Source organism: Mesorhizobium sp. LSHC412B00, assembly GCF_000503035.1.
Classification (GTDB): Bacteria; Pseudomonadota; Alphaproteobacteria; order Rhizobiales; family Rhizobiaceae; genus Mesorhizobium.
The window spans coordinates 1-21,111 of the sequence record NZ_AYWB01000023.1 but is presented as its reverse complement, the minus strand read 5'-3'; the positions used below and the strand labels follow the sequence as shown (position 1 = coordinate 21,111).

Annotated in this window: 21 protein-coding genes, 1 tRNA gene and 1 riboswitch; of the genes, 11 read left to right on the top strand and 11 right to left on the bottom strand. The window is 63.5% G+C overall.

Going from position 1 to position 21,111, the window contains the following annotated elements; translation table 11 throughout:
• Positions 1-457: 457 nt before the first annotated feature.
• Positions 458-1,708 (top strand): peptidase M50, encoded by a 1,251-nt coding sequence (locus X757_RS138670; RefSeq protein WP_023727688.1) that lies wholly within the window; start codon positions 458-460, stop codon positions 1,706-1,708.
• Positions 1,709-1,727: 19 nt separating this feature from the next.
• Here the strand turns inward: X757_RS138670 and lipB are convergent, their stop codons facing one another.
• Positions 1,728-2,471, bottom strand: coding sequence for a lipoyl(octanoyl) transferase LipB (lipB, locus tag X757_RS138675; RefSeq protein WP_023727687.1), 744 nt, complete (start codon positions 2,469-2,471; stop codon positions 1,728-1,730).
• Positions 2,472-2,809: 338 nt separating this feature from the next.
• Between lipB and X757_RS138680 the strand changes: the two genes are divergently transcribed.
• Positions 2,810-2,894, top strand: a tRNA-Leu gene (locus tag X757_RS138680).
• Positions 2,895-3,093: 199 nt separating this feature from the next.
• Here X757_RS138680 and X757_RS1000000169835 read toward each other — a convergent pair.
• Together X757_RS1000000169835 and X757_RS138690 are read right to left on the bottom strand one after the other, a co-directional pair.
• On the bottom strand, positions 3,094-3,327 hold the full coding sequence (locus tag X757_RS1000000169835) for a GcrA family cell cycle regulator (RefSeq protein WP_081726779.1): 234 nt from the start codon (positions 3,325-3,327) through the stop codon (positions 3,094-3,096).
• Positions 3,328-3,562: 235 nt separating this feature from the next.
• Positions 3,563-4,642 carry a sensor histidine kinase gene (locus X757_RS138690; RefSeq protein WP_023685214.1) on the bottom strand — a complete coding sequence of 360 codons (1,080 nt, stop codon included), beginning with the start codon at positions 4,640-4,642 and terminating at the stop codon, positions 3,563-3,565.
• Between the two features lie 401 nt (positions 4,643-5,043).
• On the opposite strand from X757_RS138690, the gene X757_RS138695 reads away from it, so the two are divergent.
• Positions 5,044-5,976, top strand: coding sequence for a TauD/TfdA family dioxygenase (locus X757_RS138695; RefSeq protein WP_023727685.1), 933 nt, complete (start codon positions 5,044-5,046; stop codon positions 5,974-5,976).
• A gap of 27 nt (positions 5,977-6,003) precedes the next feature.
• Here the strand turns inward: X757_RS138695 and sucD are convergent, their stop codons facing one another.
• From sucD to X757_RS138720, 5 genes are all read right to left on the bottom strand, one after another.
• On the bottom strand, positions 6,004-6,903 hold the full coding sequence (gene sucD, locus X757_RS138700; protein ID WP_023727684.1) for a succinate--CoA ligase subunit alpha: 900 nt from the start codon (positions 6,901-6,903) through the stop codon (positions 6,004-6,006).
• Positions 6,904-7,031: 128 nt separating this feature from the next.
• Positions 7,032-8,216 carry a malate--CoA ligase subunit beta gene (locus tag X757_RS138705; protein WP_023727683.1) on the bottom strand — a complete coding sequence of 395 codons (1,185 nt, stop codon included), beginning with the start codon at positions 8,214-8,216 and terminating at the stop codon, positions 7,032-7,034.
• Between the two features lie 18 nt (positions 8,217-8,234).
• On the bottom strand, positions 8,235-9,209 hold the full coding sequence (locus tag X757_RS138710; protein WP_023727682.1) for a CoA ester lyase: 975 nt from the start codon (positions 9,207-9,209) through the stop codon (positions 8,235-8,237).
• Between the two features lie 10 nt (positions 9,210-9,219).
• The gene (locus X757_RS138715; protein ID WP_023690974.1) at positions 9,220-10,410 is read right to left on the bottom strand and encodes an aminotransferase class V-fold PLP-dependent enzyme; all 1,191 of its coding nucleotides are present in this window, start codon (positions 10,408-10,410) and stop codon (positions 9,220-9,222) included.
• Positions 10,411-10,556: 146 nt separating this feature from the next.
• Positions 10,557-11,222 (bottom strand): response regulator transcription factor, encoded by a 666-nt coding sequence (locus X757_RS138720; RefSeq protein ID WP_023670791.1) that lies wholly within the window; start codon positions 11,220-11,222, stop codon positions 10,557-10,559.
• Positions 11,223-11,488: 266 nt separating this feature from the next.
• On the opposite strand from X757_RS138720, the gene mgtE reads away from it, so the two are divergent.
• Positions 11,489-12,907 (top strand): magnesium transporter, encoded by a 1,419-nt coding sequence (gene mgtE / locus X757_RS138725; protein ID WP_023670790.1) that lies wholly within the window; start codon positions 11,489-11,491, stop codon positions 12,905-12,907.
• A gap of 158 nt (positions 12,908-13,065) precedes the next feature.
• On the top strand, positions 13,066-13,452 hold the full coding sequence (locus tag X757_RS138730) for a MerR family DNA-binding transcriptional regulator (RefSeq protein ID WP_023727681.1): 387 nt from the start codon (positions 13,066-13,068) through the stop codon (positions 13,450-13,452).
• 308 nt (positions 13,453-13,760) lie between these two features.
• Here the strand turns inward: X757_RS138730 and X757_RS138735 are convergent, their stop codons facing one another.
• Positions 13,761-14,267: an isoprenylcysteine carboxylmethyltransferase family protein gene (locus tag X757_RS138735; RefSeq protein ID WP_031246111.1), complete on the bottom strand. Its 507-nt coding sequence runs from the start codon at positions 14,265-14,267 to the stop codon at positions 13,761-13,763.
• Positions 14,264-15,274 (bottom strand): DUF1624 domain-containing protein, encoded by a 1,011-nt coding sequence (locus tag X757_RS138740; RefSeq protein WP_023727679.1) that lies wholly within the window; start codon positions 15,272-15,274, stop codon positions 14,264-14,266. Before X757_RS138740 ends, X757_RS138735 begins: the two co-directional genes overlap by 4 nt.
• 232 nt (positions 15,275-15,506) lie before the next feature.
• Between X757_RS138740 and X757_RS138745 the strand changes: the two genes are divergently transcribed.
• Positions 15,507-16,706 carry an MFS transporter gene (locus X757_RS138745; RefSeq protein WP_023727678.1) on the top strand — a complete coding sequence of 400 codons (1,200 nt, stop codon included), beginning with the start codon at positions 15,507-15,509 and terminating at the stop codon, positions 16,704-16,706.
• On the opposite strand, the gene X757_RS138750 is transcribed toward X757_RS138745, so the two are convergent.
• Complete coding sequence (locus tag X757_RS138750; protein ID WP_023727677.1) at positions 16,707-17,870, bottom strand: aromatic ring-hydroxylating dioxygenase subunit alpha; 1,164 nt, start codon at positions 17,868-17,870, stop codon at positions 16,707-16,709.
• 136 nt (positions 17,871-18,006) lie between these two features.
• On the opposite strand from X757_RS138750, the gene X757_RS138755 reads away from it, so the two are divergent.
• The 5 genes from X757_RS138755 (at position 18,007) to cobO (ending at position 21,070) form a co-directional block, all read left to right on the top strand.
• Positions 18,007-18,699 carry a gamma-glutamylcyclotransferase gene (locus tag X757_RS138755; protein ID WP_031205435.1) on the top strand — a complete coding sequence of 231 codons (693 nt, stop codon included), beginning with the start codon at positions 18,007-18,009 and terminating at the stop codon, positions 18,697-18,699.
• 67 nt (positions 18,700-18,766) lie between these two features.
• A riboswitch (cobalamin riboswitch) is annotated at positions 18,767-18,963 on the top strand.
• 35 nt (positions 18,964-18,998) lie between these two features.
• Entirely contained in the window at positions 18,999-19,178 is a 180-nt protein-coding gene (locus X757_RS138760) for a CbtB domain-containing protein (RefSeq protein ID WP_023706121.1), read from the top strand.
• 15 nt (positions 19,179-19,193) lie between these two features.
• Complete coding sequence (locus X757_RS138765; RefSeq protein WP_023727675.1) at positions 19,194-19,997, top strand: CbtA family protein; 804 nt, start codon at positions 19,194-19,196, stop codon at positions 19,995-19,997.
• A complete protein-coding gene (locus X757_RS138770; RefSeq protein ID WP_023727674.1) occupies positions 19,990-20,454 on the top strand; it encodes a bifunctional adenosylcobinamide kinase/adenosylcobinamide-phosphate guanylyltransferase in 465 nt (154 codons plus the stop codon). The genes X757_RS138765 and X757_RS138770 overlap by 8 nt, the downstream gene beginning before the upstream one ends.
• A gap of 1 nt (position 20,455) precedes the next feature.
• The gene (cobO, locus tag X757_RS138775) at positions 20,456-21,070 is read left to right on the top strand and encodes a cob(I)yrinic acid a,c-diamide adenosyltransferase (RefSeq protein WP_023706118.1); all 615 of its coding nucleotides are present in this window, start codon (positions 20,456-20,458) and stop codon (positions 21,068-21,070) included.
• Positions 21,071-21,111: the final 41 nt, after the last annotated feature.

The window sequence follows — 21,111 nt, the reverse complement described above, 5'->3', positions numbered from 1 at the left end:
ACTTCGTCATCCTAGCGTCTGCGCCGCGTCGCTGCGCTCCTTGCTCCGCCCTAGGATGACGAAGTGATTGGTGCGTGTCGGCCGATCGCAAAGGCATGCGATGCGCCCTCCGTCAGCACTGCCGTCACCCCGTCAACCTTTCCTTAACCCTGCCCAAACCGGCTGTCAGGATTTGTCGGCATGCCGCTTTCCGCTCATTGACTTTCGAACAAAATTAGAACAAAATACGAACATAGCAACAACAGGAGAGAGTTATGAGCGATCTTGTTCAGGACGTCGTTTCGTTGGTGTGCATGAGTGCGTTTCTGGTTTCCATGGCCGTCTGGATCGGCGCCATGTGATGCAACTGCTGTTCGCCGCAGTGTTTTAGGCGGGCAGGAGGGCGTTGTGCCGTTAAGCCTTTCTTGCCGCCGTGCCGCTAGACTGCCCTGCCAAATACAGGGAGCAAAAACCTCAGGTGTCGCCGATCGTGACGGCCCTTCTGGTGGCCGGTAATCTCGGATTGATTTTCCTTTTGATGACTGCGCCGCTCGGTTTGCGCACGGTGAGGCTCAGCCGCGTGATTACGATGGACCGGCAGCGCCTCTGGCAGGCGCTGTGGCCGCTAGGCAGCGATGCCGGCTGGTCCGGCGAGATACTCTCGGCCCAGCCGCTGGACGGGCAGGGCACGGCCCGCATCCTGCTGTCGTGGGAAGGCCGCGACGGCCAGCCGATCGAGCGCAGGTCGCGCTTCGAGGACGTCGTCGAAGGCAGTCGTTTTTCGATGCGGGTCATCGAGGATACCGCGCTCGACGCGTCGTTCTGGAAGGATTTTTATGAGACCACCGAACTCACCTCGGAAGGTGCCGGCACGCGGGTGACGCTCAGTCAGACCGATCGCTATCGCGGCGTCGCCTTCCTGGTGTTCCGCTACTTCGCCATGCGCCGCGAGCTCGGCAAGCTGGAGATCTGGGCGAGGACCGGACAGTATCGCAAGGGCGGCTGGTTCGAGCATCCGCTGAGCCAGGTCGGTTTCGCCGTTCTGTCGGCTTTCATCCTTTGGCCGTTCTTCGGGCTCAATCTCGGCGGCCTGGCGCTGGCCGCGATCCTGACCTCGGTGGTTGCCCTGCATGAGCTCGGCCACATGGCGGCCTTTCGGCTAACCGGTCATCGCAAGGCGCGGATGATCTTTATCCCGCTGCTCGGCGGCATCGCCATTGGCGGCCGGCCTTATGACAGCCGCTTCGAGGTCGCCTTCGTGGCGCTGATGGGCGCTGGTTTTTCCGCGTTCCTGGTACCGCTGCTGATCGTCGCCAGCGGGCTCGCATCCGGCGAGGGACATCGGCTCGCCGCGGCCCTTCTGGCGACGCTTGCCGGCTTTGCCGCGCTGTTCAACATCGCCAATCTGGTGCCGGTGTGGAAATTCGACGGCGGTCAGGTGCTGCGCCAGATCTGCCCGGGGCCGGTCGCCCTGGCGCTCGCCTCGTTTTCCCTGCTCTCGGCCTTGCTATGGCTTGGCTGGCTGGCCGGCTTTTCCCAAAGCTTTCTGCTGGTGGCGGGCGCCGTCTTTGCCATCCTCAGCCTGATGGCAGTGGGTAGCGGGGTAAAACCGCGCCACGAATTGAAGCCGATCCGCATCTTCGACCGTTTCGCCATGGCCGGCGCGCTGCTGGCCGTCTTCGCCATTCACGGTTTCGGGCTGTTGTGGGCCTCGGCGCGGTTGCTTTGAGCGTTGGTCGAGGCGAGACTCAGCCGGCCTTGCGAGCCGGTTCTGCAGAAGTTGACTCCGCTGCCCCGAAAACATCCTCGAAGGCGGATTTCAGCGCCAGGTCGAAATCGGCCATGGTCACGGGCAGGCCGAGGTCGACGAGGCTGGTGACGCCGTGATCCGGCACGCCGCATGGCACGATGCCGCTGAAATGGCTGAGATCCGGCTCGACATTGACGGCAATGCCATGAAAGCTCACCCAGCGCCGCAGCCGGATGCCGATGGCCGCGATCTTGTCTTCAGCCGGCGAGCCGTCGGGCAGGGACGGGCGCTCGGGCCGCACCACCCAGACTCCGACGCGGTCCTCGCGGCGTTCGCCGCGTACATTGAAGGCGGCAAGCGTGCCGATGATCCACTGCTCGAGCGCGGCGACGAAGGCGCGCACATCCTCGCGCCGGCGCTTCAGGTCAAGCATGACATAGGCAACCCGCTGCCCCGGCCCGTGATAGGTGTATTCGCCGCCGCGCCCCGCGGCAAACACCGGGAAACGGTCGGGGTCGATCAAATCCTCGATGCGGGCGCTGGTGCCGGCGGTGTAAAGCGGCGGATGCTCGACCAGCCAGACCATCTCGGCGGCCGCACCCGTGCGGATCGCCTCGGCGCGCGCTTCCATCAGGGCCAGCGCATCGGTGTAGCCGGCCAGGCCAGGCTCGATGCGCCATTCGACCGGCGCCGAACCCGGCAAGGGCAGGAACGACGTGGCGATCTGGCTGCGTTCGGTCATGGCTTTTTCGTTTTTCGCGTGATGCACGCCGGCTTGGCGAAACCGCCTTGCGCTCTGGGGCCAAATGCATTTGCCCTTCATATGGCGGTATCCGGCTGAAACGTCCAGTTCGCCACGCATTTCGGCCTTCGCGCACGACCCCGAAGATAGGAACGATCTTCGGAAAGGATCATGCGCCAAATCAAAGTGCTGCTGCGTCCTTTGCGCGTCCCACAGGACGCGCGGCGCTGTAGAGGCCGATATGCCAATTCGCGGCGATTATTGCGCGCCGCGCCCTTGTTTCGCCGGAAACGATTTGCTACACGCCGCGAGCCGGTTCGTTCCGGCTCCTACCACGGGCGGTCGTGGCGGAATTGGTAGACGCGCAGCGTTGAGGTCGCTGTGGGGCAACCCGTGGAAGTTCGAGTCTTCTCGACCGCACCATAATTTTTCGGCCATTGAATTCATTGCGACTTCTCAGGCCGTCGACGCCAAATCATCGCCTTTGGCGCTTGAACCGGCCGCAGCAGAGTTGCAACAAGAGGTCGCAGAGCCGCACGCGAACGCCGCTTGGCTCGCACCGGCCAGCCTCCTGCACCCGAGTCCCCGGCTTTGGCGGTGGCGGGCAGGGGATGTGGGTGACCTAAGCGGCGCGTCGTTGAGGGAAATGGAGACCCGGACGGGCTCGACGAGGGTCAACGGCCGTCACGACGGTGTGGTGGTGATCGCAATAGACGCGATCCGGCGACGTTGGCCCGGCACAAAAACGGTAGCCACCGGGTACCGAGCGGTCTTCGCTCACCGGGAAGCGGCACTGGTTGAGGCCTAGCTGAATGAGGGGGACGTCTCTAGACGCTGGTCTGATATTTTCATGCATGATGGTTTTCAATTTCCTGGTTCATAGCCATTGCCGGCTGACGGCCGCGGTGCGACCCGCCGGAGCGAGCTTCTCTCGTTTTGGAGGGCTGTGGACCACATATGGTGCTTATCGCACCGTCAAAGAAGCCCGGCGCCCCGCTTCTGCAGCCAAATCGTTTGCGACTTAAGGCCACACCCGCGAGCGCCCGAAGCACCTGTCCGGCCGGGATTTGCCGGCGCGCCGTTGCATAGCCTCAGTCCGTCGCCGCCGATCGCTTGAAGACGATGGTGACCCTGGTTCCCTCGCCGGCACTCGACTTGACGTCGAATTGCGCCTTGGCATTTTCGGTCAGCGACCGCGCGATCAAAGAGCCGAGCTTGCCTGGCCTGGGCCAGGTCTCACCCGTCGGCAGACCGATCCCATCATCGGCGACAGTCACCCGGCAACCATCGCCGCTGACGACGCTGTGCAGCGTGATCGTGCCGCCATCGCGCCCGACGAATGCATGTTTGAGAGCGTTGGTCAGCAACTCATTGACGACCAGGCCTGTCGGCATGGCAACGTTGATGGATACCGGATAGGTATCCACCTTAAGGTCGAGGCGGATACCTTCGACTGCGTGCGACGCCATGACGGCGGACGCGATCTGGCTAAGATACACGCCAAGATCCACCTCATCCTTCTGCTGGTCAGCCGACAATGTCTGGTAGAGGATTGCCAATGCGTCTACCCGGCCGGCAAGCCTTTCGAAACGCTTCTGGTCCGGTTCGGTGGCGTTGCGGGTTTCCATCCGGATCAAAGCGGTGATCATCTGCAGATTGTTTTTCACCCGATGCTGCAGTTCGCGCAACAGGGTGTCCTTCTCCCGGATGAGCTCCTCCGCGGGTCGCGCGTCCTCGGTCTCACCGTGTGCCGTGACGTCGACAAGCGCCACCAGCCGGAAGCAGAGCTTGCCGTTGTCGTCCTCGATAACGTTGGAATAAACGTCGACGATTGCCGGCTTGTCCTCGCCGCGCTCGAGGCGAAATGTGCCGACGAAATCGGTGTCTTCAACGACAGCCTCGGCGAGCGGCCTGTCCTTCTGCCGATGAAGCCCCCTGCCGGAAAGGGCCGCCCAGTTTTCCCGCGCAAGCTTCGGCGCCTTGAGGTCCGAGAGCTTCTCGAATTCGGGATTGGCGTAGACGACACGCTCCTTCGCGATCAATTCCGAGACGGCGATCGCGATCGGCATCTGGTCGAGAAATTTCTTGAACTGGTCGCTTTCCAGCGCGGTGGCGAGGTCAGGCGTATCGAGCAATTGCTCGACAGCGTCAGCCTTATCGGAGTCTGTCATCTCGGCGCCTGCGTGATGCGTGGAAGCCATCAATATCAGGCATGCAATTCACCCGCCATCTCCAATATCGAAGGGGATACGACAGCGTCACTACTGGTGCGGGCCGCGTCGCGCAGCGCTCCACCGCCTGCCGCTCACGAACGAACTGGACAGAAGGCATTTTTCTCAGGGCCGCCGAACTTTGAAAAGAAATGTCTATGGAATTTGTAGAATTACGCTTTGAATGGGATCTCGGTACTGCTCGCCAGCCTTGGCGGCCTTCGCCTCCTGAGTTGAGATCAGTGCTCTCGTTACCAGGCAAGTCGGCTCTCGATGAGGGAGTTGCTCCGCCGATCGCTATGCGGCCGGCAGACGGCGGAGCATTGCCACCAGCCCCGCGGCCTTAGAGGACAGAGGTTCCCATGACCAGACTTACCCCCGTAGAGCAGATCATCCCGGATGCCGATATCGTCCCTCTTACCGGACGCGTCGGCGCAGAGATCAGGAACATACGGCTCTCCGGCGATCTGCCGCAGCAGACGGTCGCGGCGATCAACCAGATCCTGTTGCGGCACAAGGTGGTGTTCTTCCGCGACCAGGCGCATCTCGACGATGCCGGGCAGGAGCGCTTTGCCCAGCGTCTCGGCGACCTCGTCCCGCATCCGACCCAAGGTCCCGTCAAGGGAACGGCGTCCATTCTCGAACTCGATTCCAGCCGTGGCGGCGGTCGCGCCGACCAATGGCACACCGATGTCACCTTCGTCGACGCCTATCCGAAATTCTCCGTTCTTCGCGGCGTCGTCATACCGCCGGCCGGCGGCGACACCATCTGGTCGAACACCGCGGCCGCCTATCAGGATCTGCCCGAGCCGTTGAAGCTGCTCGCCGACAATCTTTGGGCGGTTCACAGCAACGCCTACGATTACGCCGCGGTGCGGCCGCGTGCGAGTGCTGCGGAAAAGAAGCACTTCGAGGAAATCTTCACCTCGACGATCTACGAGACCGAGCATCCCGTTGTCCGCGTCCATCCCGAAACAGGCGAGCGCTCGCTGCTGCTCGGCAATTTCGTGCAACGGCTGATCGGTCTTTCCAAAAGCGATTCGGCGAAGCTCTACGAGGTGTTCCAGTCCTATGTCACGGCGCCGGAGAACACCGTGCGCTGGCGCTGGAAGGCCGGCGATGTGGCGATCTGGGATAACCGCGCGACGCAGCACTACGCCGTCAACGATTACGGCGACCAGCACCGGGTGGTGCGTCGCGCCACGGTCGACGGCGACATTCCGGTCAGCGTCGACGGCCGCCGCAGCGCCACCCGCACCAAGGTCGCGAAGCCGGCAGCCGACAAGGCGGCATGAGGCGCGGTCGAACGCGAAGGCCGCTGTTCAGGCGGCCTTCTTCATCCCCGCCAGCGTCTCTGCAACCACCTCACCAAACGACGACGGCGTCGGCACGATGATCACCCCGGCGTCCTTGAGGATCTCCACCTTTTCCTGCGCCGACTCGCCGAAGGCCGAGATGATGGCGCCGGCGTGGCCCATGCGGCGGCCTTTGGGGGCGGAGAGGCCGGCGATGTAGGCGATCAGGGGCTTGCGCATATTATCGCGCGCCCAGATCGCGGCTTCGGCTTCCTGCGGTCCGCCGATCTCGCCGATCATCACCACCGCGTCGGTGTCGTCATCCTGTTCGAACAGTTTCAGCATGTCCTTGAAGGACGAGCCGTTGATCGGGTCGCCGCCGATGCCGACGCTGGTCGAGACGCCGATGCCGAGCGACTTCATCTGCGACGCCGCCTCGTAGCCCAGGGTTCCGGAGCGGCCGACAATGCCGACGCGGCCGGGGAGGTAGATGCTGCCGGGCATGATGCCCATCAGCGCCTGTCCGGGCGTGATGACGCCGGCGCAGTTCGGGCCGATCAGCCGCATGCGGTCCTCGTAGCGGTAGCGCAGCATGTAGCGCTTGACCTGCATCATGTCCTGCGAGGGGATGCCGTCGGTGATGCAGACGCAGAGTTTAATGCCGGCGTCCGCCGCTTCCATGATCGAATCGGCGGCAAAGGGCGGCGGCACGAAGACGATGCTGGCCTCGGCGCGGGTCTCGCGCACCGCGCCCTTGACCGTGTTGAAGACGGGCAGGCCAAGATGCTTCTGGCCGCCTTTGCCGGGCGTAACGCCGCCGACCAGCTTGGTGCCGTAGCGCTTCATGTCCTCGGCATGGAAGCTGCCGATCTTGCCGGTGAACCCTTGCACGATGACGCGGGTGCTGCGGTTGAGCAGGATTGCCATTTTCTCGACCTCCCTAGAGCATGATGCCGAAAAGTGTGAAGCGGTTTTCGGACGACATCATGCTCCATCTGTTTGATTTTAGAGACGGATTCAGATTTCAGGTCGATTCGACCTGAAATCATCCGGCTCTAGGCTGCTTTTTTCTTGGTGGCCGCGCGCCATGCGGCGACGGCCTTTTCGGCGGCTTCCGCCAACGTGTCGGCGACGATCACCGCCTCGCCGGAATCAGCCAGGATGCGGCGGCCTTCCTCGGCCCTGGTGCCGGAGAGACGGACCACCAGCGGCACGTTGACGCCGACCTCGCGGATCGCCTTGATGACGCCCTCGGCGACCCAGTCGCAGCGGTTGATGCCGGCAAAGATGTTGACCAGGATGGTCTCGACATTCTTGTCGCCGAGCACGGCGCGGAAGGATTTCGCCACCCGCTCGGGCGAGGCGCCGCCGCCGATGTCGAGGAAGTTGGCCGGTTCGCCGCCGGCGATCTTGATCATGTCCATGGTAGCCATCGCCAGCCCGGCGCCATTGATGATGCAGCCGATGTTGCCGTCGAGCCCGACATAGGAGAGGCCGCGGTCGCTGGCGAAGGTCTCGCGCGGGTCTTCCTGGCTCTTGTCGCGCAGCTCGGAGATTTCCGGCCGCCTGAACAGCGCGTTCTCGTCGAACGACATCTTGGCGTCGAGCGCGATCAGATTGCCGTCGCGGGTCACCACCAGCGGATTGATCTCCAGCATCGAGGCGTCGTAGTCGCGAAACACCCGGTAGCAGCTGAAGATGGTCTCGGTCGCCTTGCCGATCAGATTGTGGTCGAGGCCGAGCCCGAAGGCGATCTCGCGCGCCTGGAAACGCTGCATGCCGACACCGGGATCGACCGATGTGCGCAGGATGGAATTGGGCGCCTTCTCGACGATGTCCTCGATCTCCATGCCGCCCGCCGCGGACGCCACGATCATGACGCGCTCTTCCTTGCGGTCGAGCACGAAGCCGACATAGAGCTCCTGCGCGATATCGACGGCTTCCTCGAGATACAGGCGCGAAATCAGCTTGCCGCGCGGGCCGGTCTGCTGGGTCACCAGCTTGCGGCCGAGCATGGCTTCGGCAGCGTTGGAGATCTCCTCGTCATTGGCGCAGAGCTTGATGCCGCCGGCCTTGCCGCGGGCGCCGGAATGCACCTGCGCCTTCAAGACCCATTTGGCGCCGCCGATCTCGCGCGCCCTGTAGGTCGCCTGCTCGGGGCTGTAGGCCAGCCCGCCGCGCGGCACATGCACGCCGTGGCGTGCCAGCAGTTCCTTGGCCTGATATTCGTGGATGTCCATTTTGTCCTCCCTGAACGGTCAATGCGCGGCGACACGCGGCTCGCTAGAGAATTGACCGGCGCGTTCGATTGCCTCGTTGACCACCAGAACATTGCGCGCCATGCGTTCCGACGCTGCATCGATCATCTTGCCGTCGAGGGCGGCTGCTCCCTTGCCCTGCGCCTCCGCCTCCTTCAGCACTTCAAGGATTCGCCGGGCACGGGTGACCTCCTTTTCCGGTGGCGAGAAGACGTCGTTGGCAAGCGCGATCTGCGAGGGGTGGATCGCCCACTTGCCTTCGATGCCGAGGGCCGCCGCGCGCCTGGCGCCAGCGATGTAGCCCTCCGGATCGGAGAAGTCGCCGAACGGCCCGTCAATCGCGCGCAAGCCATAGGCGCGGCAGGCGACGGTCATGCGCGACAAAGCGAAATGCCACTGGTCGCCGGGATAGTCGGGGTTGAGGCCACCGATGTTGACGGTGCGCGCCTTGCAGCTTGCCGCATAGTCGGCGACGCCGAAATGCATGGCTTCCAGCCGGCCGGGTGTCGCGGCAATCGCCTCGACATTGGCCATGCCGAGCGCGGTCTCGATCAGCGCTTCGAGGCCGACGCGGGTCCTGAAACCCTTTGCCATCTCGATCTGGTTGACCATGGCCTCGACCATGTAGAGGTCGGCCGGCACGCCGACCTTCGGCACCAGGATGGTGTCCAGCCGGTCACCGGCCTGTTCCATCACGTCGACCACGTCGCGGTACATGTAGTGCGTGTCGAGGCCGTTGATGCGCACCGAGACGGTCTTGCCCTTGGCGCGCCAGTCGATGTCGTTGAGCGCCTGGATGATGTTCTTGCGGGCGCGTTCCTTGTCGGGCGGGGCGACCGCATCCTCGATGTCGAGGAAGATGAAGTCGGCGGCGCTGTTGGCCGCCTTGTCGATCATTTCCGGGCTGGAGCCTGGAACCGCCAGCTCGCTGCGCTGCAGCCGTAATTTCTTGAGGTGGTTGATGGTGTGGCTCATTGTCGGCTCCTCAGGCGGCTTCGGCGACCGGCACGGCGGCCGAGGCGCGGAAGTGCTGGATGGCGGCGCCGACGCCGGAGCCGGGCGCCAGCCGTACGCCGCAGTCGAGCAGCGCCATTTCGGCGGCCGAGAGCGAGGCCAGCACCATCACCTCGTTCAACCAGCCGAGATGGCCGATGCGGAAGACCTTGCCGATCACCTTGTTGAGGCCGCCGCCGAGCGCGGTCTGGTATTTCTGGTAGGCGCGCTTGACCACATCGCCGCTGTCGACGCCGTCCGGCACCAGGATGGCGCTGACCGTATCGGAGTGCCATTTCGACGCCTTGGCGCAGAGCTTCAGGCCCCAGGCGTCGACCGCCTTGCGCACTCCTTCGGCGAGACGATGGTGGCGGGCGAAGATGTTTTCCAGCCCTTCCTCGGCGATCAGGTCGAGCGAGGCCCGCAGGCCGCGCAGCAGCTGTGTAGCCGGCGTATAAGGGAAGTAGCCGGCATCGTTGGCGCGGATCATGTCCTCGAAGGAGAAGAAGCAGCGGCGGTGCGTGGCGCTCCGCGAGGCCACCAGCGCCTTCTTGCTGACGGAGAGGAAACCGAGGCCGGCGGGCAGCATGAAACCCTTCTGCGAGCCGCTGACCGCGCAATCGACGCCCCATTCCTCCTGGCGAAAGTCGATCGAGCCGATCGACGAGACGCCGTCGACGAAGAGCAAAGCAGGGTGGTTGGCGTCATCGAGCGCGGCGCGGCAGCCGGCGACGTCGCTGGTCACGCCGGTCGCGGTCTCGTTTTGGGTGCAGAAGACTGCCTTGATGCGGTGCGCCTTGTCGGCCCTGAGCCGCTCGGCATAGAGCTCGAGCGGCACGCCGGTTCCCCATTCGCAGTCGATGACATCGACCTCGAAGCCGAGCCGTTCGGCCATGTCGACCCACAGATGCGAGAACTGGCCGAAGCGCGACATCAGCACGCGGTCACCGGGGCTGAGCACATTGGTCATCGCCGCTTCCCAGGCGCCGGTGCCGGAGGAGGGATAGATGAAGACGCGGCCGGTCTCGTTCTTGAACACCGTCTTGATGTCTTCGAACAGCGGTAGCGTGAGATCGGGGAAGGATGCTGCACGCATGTCCTCCATCGGCAGGTTCATCGCCTGGCGGACCTGTTCGGGGATGTTGGTCGGTCCGGGAATGAAAAGATGGGTGAAACCGGCCATGTCGCGAACTCCTCCTGATCCAGCAAAGCGGTGATGGGGAGTTTCGTTTCGACGGCTAAAGGCGACAACACCTCAAGGGGTAACATCTTGCCGCGCGTGGGTGGGGGTTGCCTACCCGGGTGACCTACCCGCGGCTCAGCGCTTGCCTACCCGAACGGCTGCTTCTGGGTACGCCTCTCCCGCGCGTAGAGCGCCACGGCCATCGCCCGGTTGCGGACGTCGAGCTTGTCGTAGAGATTCTTGAGGTGATACTTCACCGTGTTCTCGGAAATCCCGGTACGCGTCGCGATCTGCAAATTGGTCCAGCCGTCGGATAGCACGGCCAGCAGTTCGCGCTCGCGCACGGTGAGCAGCGACAAGGGTGTGTCGTTGACCTTGTTGATGTCGATGTAGGGGATGCAGATGCGGCCATGCGCGACGGCCAGGATGGTCTCGAAGATGATCGCCGGATCGTCGAACTGGAAGCAGTAGCCCTGGGCGCCGAGCCGCACGCACTGCTTCAGGATGCCGATGTCGTGGTCGTTGGAAAACACCGCGATGCGCACGCCGAGCTTGCGGCTGTGAACCTCGGCCAGCACATCGGCGCCGTCCATGTCGGCAAGCTTCCACCCGATGATTGCGACGTCGAATTCGCCTTCCGCTGCCAACTCAAGAAAATGCCTGCCGCTTTGCACGCAGGCCAGGAGCTCGAAGCGCCCGTCGCAGTCCAGCATGTCGCGCAGCGCCGATATCACGAGCGGATTGCGTTCGGCCACGACCACGCGCACGCGCCGTTCCTCGATTGCTTTCTGCGTCTGCGACCTGATCTTCAAGGGCTTCCGGCTGTTCTGGTTGTCGCCTGGGCGGGTCCGGCCTTTGCCTGAACCTGCATCATGACAATTCTGCCCCAACCGTGCTGGGGTGCTCTTTCCCCAGCGACATGCGCTGTCGCGCCGCCTGAATCCTGGGCGGCGTCATATCCTGATGAAATCGCTCTCGCCCATATGCAGGGCGGGGCGCATTTCGTTTGATATTACCGTGCGTTGCGCGCTAGACCTGACAGGCACCTTTTCCGAAATTCCCATGGCGGGAGCCGCTGGTGGAACGCCAGGACGACCACACGACCGGCGCCAAAGCCGCTGACGATGCCCACGCCGACATCTATGGCGAGGACGGCGCCGTTCTGTCATCATTCCTCGCCCAGATCGGGGCGGCGATCGCCGATCGCGATACGCTGACGCTGAAGCGCGAAGTCGACGACCTGCACCAGTCGGAACTTGGCGATCTGCTCGAGGCCCTGCACCCCGAACAGCGTCGCGCCCTTGTCGAACTGCTCGGCGCCGACTTCGACTTCTCGTCGCTGACCGAGGTCGACGAGGCGATCCGCCGCGATATCGTCGACAATATGCCCAATGAGCAAATTGCCCAGGGCATGCAGGACCTCGATTCCGACGACGCGGTCTACATTCTCGAAGACCTTGAAAAGGAAGACCAGGACGAGATCCTGTCGCAGCTGCCGTTCACCGAGCGGATCAGGCTGCGCCGCTCGCTCGACTACCCGGAAGAGACCGCCGGTCGCCGCATGCAGACCGAATTTGTCGCCGTGCCGCCGTTCTGGACCATAGGCCAGACCATCGACTACATGCGCGAAGACAAGAACCTGCCCGAGCGCTTCAGCCAGATCTTCGTCATCGATCCAAGCTTCAAGTTGCTCGGCGCCATCGACCTCGACCAGATCCTGCGCACCAAGCGCACGACCAAGGTCGGAGACGTGATGCACGAGACGAGGCACGCCATTCCGGCAACCATGGACCAGGAAGAGGCGGCGCGGGACTTCGAGCAATACGATCTTCTGTCCGCCGCCGTCGTCGACGAGAACGAGCGGCTGGTCGGCGTGCTGACCATCGACGACGTCGTCGACGTCATCCAGCAGGAGGCCGAGGAAGATCTGCTGCGCATGGGCGGCGTCGGCGACGAAGAGCTGTCCGACAGCATTCTTTCGACCTCGCGCTCGCGCGTTCCCTGGCTGCTGGTCAACCTGTTGACGGCGTTCCTGGCGGCATCGGTGATCGGGCTGTTCGACCGCACCATCGAGCATATTGTGGCACTGGCCGTGCTGATGCCGATCGTGGCCGGCATGGGCGGCAATGCCGGCTCGCAGACCATGACCGTCACGGTGCGCGCGCTGGCGACCAGGGATCTCGACATCTACAATGCCGGCCGCATCATCCGCCGCGAAATGGGCGTGGGTTCCATCAACGGCATCATCTTCGCCGTGCTGATCGGCATCGTCGCGGCCGTCTGGTTCCGCGATGCCAATCTGGGCGGCATCATAGCGGCGGCGATGATCATCAACATGTTCGTGGCAGCCCTTGCCGGTATCCTGATCCCGCTATTGCTCGACCGGTTCAAGATCGACCCGGCGGTGGCGTCGGCGGTTTTCGTTACCACCGTCACCGACGTCGTTGGCTTCTTTGCCTTCCTCGGGCTGGCCACCTGGTGGTTCGCTATCCCTTGAGAAAGAGGCGTTGCGGGTTCAATTGACTTTTACGTAAATGTGGTGCGAGGCTTGCGCGGGGTTTCATGGCGAGTCCGGCTTGGAACGGGGTTGATCGGAATGCGTTGGAAATCCCGGGCGACCGGGCGTTTTCCGATGTTCCGACATTTGGAGCAAAGATGCGGGAATATTATTCGATCACCGAACTGACCCGCGAATTCGACGTGTCGACGCGGACGCTGCGCTTCTATGAGGACGAGGGGCTGGTGCAACCGGTCCGGCGGGGCCGCACAAGGCTGTTTCGCCCATCTGACCGGCATCTGATCCGTCAGATCATGCGCGGAAAACGGCTCGGCTTCTCGATCAACGAGATCCGCGAAATCATCCAGATGTACAAGGAACCGCCCGGCGAGGTCGGTCAACTCAACCTGATGATCAAGCGCATCGAGGAAAAGCGCGAGGATTTGCGCCAGAAGCGCCGCGATCTCGAGGAGACGCTGGCGGAGCTCCACCAGGCGGAGGAGTCTTGCGTCGAGCGGCTGGTGGAGTTGGGGGTAAATACCTGAGCGGATCGTCGAGCGTTTGCGCGCCCGTCGCAAACGTTCGCGATTAGCGGAGCCCTTCCACACTTCGTCATTCTAGGGCGAAGCAGGAGCGAGGCTCCGTCGCGGAGACCCTAGAATCCATTCCGTGACATTGGCCGTGGAGTGCAGCGGTGCAGAATTCTGGACGTGGCAACGCCTGTACGTCGCGGCATGGATCCTCGGGTCTGCGCTGCGCCGCTACGCTCCTTGCTTCGCCCGTGGATGACGAAGAGATGGGCGTTTCGGCTAGTCGCCAAGGCATGCGAACCCTGCCAGCGATCACACCCGCCTCAGATCCAGCGCCTGACCCGCTTCGCATAGTCGCGGTACTTCTTGCCGAATTTGGCGAACAGCACCTTCTCCTCGCTCTCGATGGCGACCTTCTGCGTTGCAAAAGCCGCGATCAGGGCCAGCGGCAGGAACCATACGATCCCCGAGACGAAGGCGACGCCGATCAAAAGCAGCGTGTTGGCCAGATACATCGGGTTGCGCGTGATGCCGAACGGGCCAGACGTCACCAGATGCTCCGGCACGCCATTGGGGTTCATCGTCGTTTTGGCCCGGATCATGGTGCGGATAGCGGTGAACCAGAGGGCTGCGACGGCAAACAGCACCACAAAGCCGGCGGCAAACAAAAGGTCGCCCAAGAGGTCGCCGATCCAGGGCAGGGGATAGAACAGGCCGAGCACGATGCTGATGGCGATGGCGGCGATGTAGATCAGCGGCGGCCACGGGATCAGCCGTGGTCTCGGTAGATCGGGTTTTGCCAGCCCGGGTTTTGCTAGCTTGTCGGTCATTGTTGCCCTCCCTGCGTCATCGGACTCTCCTCCGTCCTTGCGGTGCAGATGCCGGCGAGTTCACCGAGATGCGCTTTGAACTCCGGGGTCTGGTCACCATTGTAAAGCCGGTCGAATGCCGCTTCGCTTTGCAGCGTGTCCAGCATGCACACACAATAGCTGGTGCAGAACTCCGTGTCGCGCTGCTGTTCGCAGGATACCTGGCATTCCTTGAGGAAGACCACTTCCCGTGTCTCGACCGGCGCCGGCGCGATCTGCGAGAACAGCCAGACGCAGCCGAACAGCAGCGGCTGGTGGATCAGGTAGAAAGCCAGGCTGTGGCGGCCGATGAAGGTGAGCGGCCTGGTCCAGCTTCCCGATGCCAGCGTGGCCAGCCGCGCCAGCAGGCCGGTGGTGGACGCAAACCTTGCCGCGGCGATGCCGAGAAGCACGGCGCCGAACCAGGGAAACAGCGGCACGTAATCGTTGGAGCGCGGGTTGATCGCCGACAGGCCGACCCACCACAGCGCCGGATGATCGAAGGCTTCGGATCGGAAATAGATCGGCCCGGCGATCACCACCGCCGCCACGACAAGCGTCAGCAAGGACGGCAGCCGCAAGAACAAAAGGCCGAGCAGGCTCGCCAGCGCGATCTGATGCAGGATGCCGAAGAAGATGAAGCTGTCCGGCGTGATGAAGTACGTGACCGCCGATATGGCGGCGGCCGCGACGGCGACCATGGCAAAACGTTTCCAGAAGCCGGTCCAGCGGATCTGCCTGCCATGAGCGAGAAACAGGCTGACGCCGACCAGGAACAGGAAGGTCGAGGCGATGCAGCGCGCATAGATCTTCCACCAGCCGACGGCGGCGAGGCCGGGGTCGGTGTAGTGGAAATTTTCGAGATCCCAGGTGAAGTGGTAGCTCGCCATGGCGATCAGCGCGATACCGCGTACGACATCGATGGCGACGATACGCTTCGGTTGATCTCGCTTCAGTTGATCTCCAGGGGGTGCGGTATGGATGCTCATGGTCTCGCGATCTGATTCAGCCCCAAAGACGACTATCACGGTTGCACCGGACAAAAGAAGGCCGCCCTCTACGCTCCGGGTCGCGCCGTGCGGCTGCATCGGGCGGCGCTTTAGGCCAGAGCCGGAAAGCCTTTGGCCGAATTCGCTTTTTGCCGGGAAGGGGTCGGTTTCCTGTTACCGGCGGAGGAAGCGCCAGCGCAGATTTGGGCTGCGAGTCTGATTTGGGGATCAAATGTCCACCCATGTGCGCCATCCGATCTGGCTTCCGGCCCTGCGTCCGGCGGATGCCCGCACCTTTGCCTCGCTCTATGCGGTCGAATCCTTCGCCCGCGCCACGGTATCGAGCGTCATCCCGATCCAGGCCTATGAGATTCTGCACAACGAGCAGATCGTCTCGATCCTATACACCATCGTGGCGCTGCTCGGCCTGTCGGTGACCTTGTTCATGCCGATGCTGATCCGCAGGTTTGCCCGGCGCTGGGTCTATACCGCCGGCGCCTGCCTGCTGGCGATGGGCTCGCTGTTCTTCGTCACCCACACGCTTGCCGGGCAACTGGCAGGCATGCTGTGCCGCGTCATGGGGGCGAGCGCGCTGTCGATCACGCTCAACCTCTACATCATGGATCACATCCGCAAGACCGATTTCATGCAGGCCGAATCGCTGCGCATGGCGTGGTCGATGCTTGCCTGGACCGGCGGGCCGACACTCGGCATCTTCCTCTACACACGCTACGGCATCTATGCCGCGCATGGCGCGGTGGCGGTGTTTGCGTTGGCCTTGCTGGCGCTGTTCTGGACCTACAGGCTGGGCGACAACCAGTCGATCCGGCCTGGCAAGACGCGGCCGGCCAATCCGCTGGCCAATATCGGCCGCTTCGTAGCACAACCCAGGCTCAGGCTGGCCTGGCTGATCGCCTTCGGCCGCTCCTGCTTCTGGACGACGTTCTTCGTCTATGGGCCGCTGTTCATGGTGATTACCGGCGAGGGCGAGCTTGCCGGCGGCCTGCTGGTTTCGGCCGGCAATGCGCTGTTGTTCATGGCGATCTTCTGGGGCAAGGCTGGAAAACGCTTCGGCGGCCGGCGCACCATGACCTTCGCCTATTTCGCGATGTCGGCGACGCTGCTTGCGGCGGGCGCGGTCGGCACTACCGCGCCGCTGCTTACGGGCTTTTTCCTGCTCTGCGGCGCCTTCTTCACCATCGCGCTCGATGCACTGGGCTCGACCGCCTTCATGCGCTCGGTGCGGTCCTATGAGCGGGCGCAGATGGCCGCGGTCTACCGCACCTATCTCGACTTTTCCGAGCTGACGCCGCCGCTGGTCTATTCGGTGGTGCTGGCGTTTTTCGGCCTCGGCTCGGTGTTCGTGACGCTGGGCATTCTGGCCGCGGTTTGCGGCTTTATCACCTGGCGCTATCTGCCGAAGTCGCTTTGATCAGGAGGCCGCATGCCGCTCGCGCACCCAGTTGTGGAAGCGATGCAGATCATACTCCTCCGGCATCAGCACGCCGGCCGCGTGACGCATCGAGCGCAGGCCTTTCTGGTTGACCTCGCAGATCGCGGCATCCTCCTCCAGCACCTGGGTACCGAAGGCGACGACATTGTCGATGTCGGTCTCGGCGAGCGCCTCGGGCGCGAACAGCCATTCGGCGGTGAGTTCGGTCTGTTCGGGACCGAGCGGCATCAGTCGCACCGTCCTGACATAATCGACATGGCCGACGATGAACATCGAGGGCAGGCTGGTGGCATAGGTCTGTCCGGCCGCACGCTCGGCTGGCGTCAGGCCCGGTAAGACCGGGCCATGGGCATGTCCGTCGCGCGACCAGGTCTCGGCGCCGGCGCGCAGGCCACCCGAAAACTCCGGCGCGTCATTGTCGGCATGGCGGACCCAGTCGGGGTCGTCGTGCCGGCTCATCAGGCCGCGGCCGTATATCGGCACCAGCCGAGACAGGTCCTTGTGGACGCCCGGGCAATGCAGGCACTCGTTGAAGTTCTCCCAGAAGATCTTCCAGTTGCAGTTCATCACCTTGCGCAGGACATGCCCTGATACCAGCGGTTCCAGCGGCCAGTTGGCGAGGTCGCCGGATGCGGGATCGAAGGAGGTCCCGGCGGAGCCGGCCGCAGCCTGCTGAAGGTTCACAAAGACAAAGCCGCGCCACACCGACAGCGCCACCCGGTAGAGCGGATGATCTGCCTTGTCGAAACCATCTGGCAGCGATTTCGAGGGAACGCGCACGAGATCGCCGCGCAGCGAGTAGGACCAGGCATGGTAAGGGCAAGTGATGAGCCGCGCTTTCAGCCGGCCCTCGCTTTCCTGGCAAAGCTGCGAGCCGCGATGCCGGCAGGTGTTGTGGAAGGCGCGCAACTCGCCGGTCTCGTCCCGCAGAATGACGATTTCCTGCGTGCCGACGCGGAATGTCCTGAACGCCAGCGGCTGGGCGAGGTCGGCCTCGCGGCAGACGAGCAGCCAGCTTTTGTGCCAGATGGCGTCGAGATCGCGCTGGTAAGCCTCGCTATCCCAATAGGCCGACGACGGTAGCGTCGGTTCGGCCCGGCTCAGGCCGTTATAGGGGTCGCGCTCGCTCGGGCTGGGATGCATGGCTGGCTTCCTATGAAGCGTCAGCCGACACCCCGGCAAATCGTTTGTCAATCAGAGTGCCGCATTGCCGGTTGCAGGCGCGGCGCATAATCATGTCGTGGACATGGGACATTCGGAAATTGGGGGGATTCGGAAAGTGGCCGCACGACAGATGTCGCTTACGCCGGAGCTGGTCGCGCGCTGCTGGCGCGAGATCAGGGACCCCGGGCCGGATCCGGACGCGATGCATCTCGATGAAGCCGACTATGACGCGCTGCTGGATGAATTGCAGGTCGAACTCCCGGACAGCGAACCGCTATGGCTGTTCGGCTATGGATCGCTGATCTGGAAACCGGAAATAGATTATGTCGAGGACCGCGTTGCCTTGGCGCGCGGCTGGCATCGGTCCTTTTGCATGAACATGACGCGCTGGCGCGGCACCAAGGACAGCCCCGGCTTGATGATGGCGCTGGACCGTGGCGGACAATGCAAGGGCGTCGCCTTCCGGCTGACCGACAGTAATCGGCGCGGGCAGTTGGGCCGGCTTTTCCGGCGCGAAATCACGCTGAAGCCGACAAGCTACCGGCCGCGCATGCTGAAGCTTGCAAGCGAGGCCGGACCGCTCAGGGCATTGGCCTTCGTCATCAACCGCAACGGCCTGACCTATTCCGGCCCGCTCGACGAGGGCAAGGTCGTCGAAAGGCTGGCCACGTCCTGCGGGCACTGGGGGTCGGGCGCCGACTATCTCTACAACACGGTGAAAAACCTTGAAGAGCGCGGCATTCATGATCGCCATCTGTGGCGGCTGCAGCGGCTGGTTGCCGAACGGATCACCGCGTTGAACCCGTAACGCCGCATGGCGCATTCGCGCTGTTGGCCGGCGGAATTTGGTTTGCCGGATGCGGCCTTTTCAGCCTATAGTCATGCATGTCGTCGGTTCCGTTAGGGACCAAGAGGGAATGCGGTGAGGGCTGACTTGTTGCCCAATGCCGTGGCTGCCCCCGCAACTGTGTGCGGTAGTCCTCTCCAAGCCACTGGGGATTTTTTCTTCGGGAAGGTGGGGAAGGGCGCTGATCCGCGAGCCAGGAGACCTGCCGGCGACAGGGAACTGACTTCGATGCCCTCGGGTGGAGGGCGAAAGGACAAGATATGAATTCCGCTTCCGTCTCCCTCGGCGCTTCCGTCTCCTCGCAGTCGCGCTTCATGCAGCTCGTGCTTAGCGCGTTTCTGGGCATTTTCGTCGTCGGCGTTGTCGGTTTCTCGCATATCGATGCGGTCCACAATGCGGCGCACGACTATCGCCATTCGATGGCGTTTCCCTGCCACTGACGAGGATCTGACATCATGAACCTGTTTCGCAACGTCGTGTTCATCGCGGCGATCGCAGGGCTCGTGGCGGGTGTCGCTCTCGCCTGCATGCAGGCCTACGCCACCGTGCCGCTGATCCTCAAGGCGGAGGTCTACGAAAAGGCTAATGGCGGCCATGAGCATGAGCATGCCGCGGCGCCCGCCGCCAACGCTGCGGACACCAATGCCATGAGCACCGCCGCGCCGGCGGAAAATGCCGTGAGCAGCGCAGCCCCGGCTGAAGCAGCCGCGCCGGCGGAGGACGAAGGCTGGGCGCCGGCCGACGGCTTCGAGCGTTTCGCCTTCAGTGTCGTCGCCAATATCGTCACCGGCATCGGTTTCGCGCTGGTCCTGGTGGCGGTTTCCGAATTCGCCGGCGGCATCGGCAGCTGGCGCCAGGGCGTGTTCTGGGGCCTGGCCGGCTTTGCCGTGTTCACGCTGGCGCCGGGCCTCGGCCTGCCGCCGGAACTGCCGGCAATGCCGGCGGCCGATCTCATACAGCGCCAGATCTGGTGGTGGGCAACGGTGATGGCAACCGCGATCGGTCTTGCCCTTATCACCTTCCGCACGTCGGCGCCCCTGACCGTGCTCGCCGTCGTCCTGATCGTCGCCCCGCATATTGTCGGCGCGCCGCAGCCTGACAGTTTCGTAACGCCGATCCCGGAGGGCCTGCATCATCAGTTCGTGGTGGCGGTGACGCTGACCAATCTGGTGTTCTGGCTGGTGCTCGGCGCAGTTGTCGGCATAGTGCGCGCGCGCTTCACCGGCACCGCGACCAGCCTGCGCGACAGCTTTGCCTGATCGCAGTTTGACCTTCATCATCGGCGGTGCGCGCTCCGGCAAGAGCGCGCATNCCGCGCAAGCCTATGACGGCGAAATGCGCGAGCGCATCGCGCAGCACCGCTCGCGCCGCGGCGAGGGATGGGCGACCATCGATGCCCCGCTTGATCTTGCAGGTGCGCTCGAGGCATTGCCGGACAACCAGCCGGTGCTTGTCGACTGCCTGACGCTTTGGCTAACCAATCATATGCTGGCCGATCATGATCTGGAGGGGGAGTGCCGGCGGCTGGCCGATGTGCTTTCGCGGCCGCGCGGACCGTGGTTCGTGGTCTCCAACGAAGTCGGACAAGGCATCGTGCCCGACAATGCGCTGGCACGCCGGTTCCGCGATGCCGCCGGCCGGCTCAACCAGCAGATCGCGGTCGTAGCTGATATGGTGCTTCTGATGGTGGCGGGGCTGCCGCTCAAGGTGAAATGAGATGACCGATATCGACACAAAAGACGAAGAGCGCCATCGCGCCAAGATGGCCAAGCGCAAGGCGGTGCAGGACGCCGAGGTCGCGGAAAAGACGGTCGAGAAGGGGCTGCTGATCGTCAACACCGGACCCGGCAAGGGCAAGACCACGGCTGCCTTCGGGCTGGCGCTGCGCATGCTCGGCTATGGCAAGCGCGTCGGAATGGTCCAGTTCATCAAGGGCAAATGGCACACCGGCGAGAAGGATGCCTTCGCGGCGTTTGGCGACCGCGTCGTCTGGCACACGATGGGCGAGGGTTTCACCTGGGAGACGCAGGATCTGAAGCGCGACATTAAGGCGGCCGAAGCCGCCTGGGCCAAGGCGCTGGAACTGATCGCCGATCCCTCGATCAGCCTCGTCGTGCTGGACGAACTGAACATCGCGCTGCGTTACGACTATCTCGATCTCGACAGAGTGGTGGCGGCGCTGAAAGCGCGGCGCGAAGGTCTGCATGTCGTCGTCACCGGCCGCAACGCCAAGCCGGCGCTGGTCGAGGCGGCGGATCTGGTGACGGAGATGGGCGTGACCAAGCATCATTTTTCGGCCGGCGTTAAAGCACAGCAGGGGATTGAGTTTTGAGGGGCTATCCTCACCTTTTACCCTCCCCCTTGTGGGGAGGG

Excerpts from the sequence above, each read along its gene's own strand:
- lipB (WP_023727687.1), bottom strand. The coding sequence starts at position 2,471 with ATGACCGAACGCAGCCAGATCGCCACGTCGTTCCTGCCCTTGCCGGGT.
- X757_RS1000000169835 (WP_081726779.1), bottom strand. The coding sequence starts at position 3,327 with ATGCATGAAAATATCAGACCAGCGTCTAGAGACGTCCCCCTCATTCAG.
- X757_RS138690 (WP_023685214.1), bottom strand. The coding sequence starts at position 4,642 with ATGACAGACTCCGATAAGGCTGACGCTGTCGAGCAATTGCTCGATACG.
- X757_RS138695 (WP_023727685.1), top strand. The coding sequence starts at position 5,044 with ATGACCAGACTTACCCCCGTAGAGCAGATCATCCCGGATGCCGATATC.
- sucD (WP_023727684.1), bottom strand. The coding sequence starts at position 6,903 with ATGGCAATCCTGCTCAACCGCAGCACCCGCGTCATCGTGCAAGGGTTC.
- X757_RS138705 (WP_023727683.1), bottom strand. The coding sequence starts at position 8,216 with ATGGACATCCACGAATATCAGGCCAAGGAACTGCTGGCACGCCACGGC.
- X757_RS138710 (WP_023727682.1), bottom strand. The coding sequence starts at position 9,209 with ATGAGCCACACCATCAACCACCTCAAGAAATTACGGCTGCAGCGCAGC.
- X757_RS138715 (WP_023690974.1), bottom strand. The coding sequence starts at position 10,410 with ATGGCCGGTTTCACCCATCTTTTCATTCCCGGACCGACCAACATCCCC.
- X757_RS138730 (WP_023727681.1), top strand. The coding sequence starts at position 13,066 with ATGCGGGAATATTATTCGATCACCGAACTGACCCGCGAATTCGACGTG.
- X757_RS138735 (WP_031246111.1), bottom strand. The coding sequence starts at position 14,267 with ATGACCGACAAGCTAGCAAAACCCGGGCTGGCAAAACCCGATCTACCG.
- X757_RS138740 (WP_023727679.1), bottom strand. The coding sequence starts at position 15,274 with ATGAGCATCCATACCGCACCCCCTGGAGATCAACTGAAGCGAGATCAA.
- X757_RS138745 (WP_023727678.1), top strand. The coding sequence starts at position 15,507 with ATGTCCACCCATGTGCGCCATCCGATCTGGCTTCCGGCCCTGCGTCCG.
- X757_RS138750 (WP_023727677.1), bottom strand. The coding sequence starts at position 17,870 with ATGCATCCCAGCCCGAGCGAGCGCGACCCCTATAACGGCCTGAGCCGG.
- X757_RS138760 (WP_023706121.1), top strand. The coding sequence starts at position 18,999 with ATGAATTCCGCTTCCGTCTCCCTCGGCGCTTCCGTCTCCTCGCAGTCG.
- X757_RS138765 (WP_023727675.1), top strand. The coding sequence starts at position 19,194 with ATGAACCTGTTTCGCAACGTCGTGTTCATCGCGGCGATCGCAGGGCTC.
- cobO (WP_023706118.1), top strand. The coding sequence starts at position 20,456 with ATGACCGATATCGACACAAAAGACGAAGAGCGCCATCGCGCCAAGATG.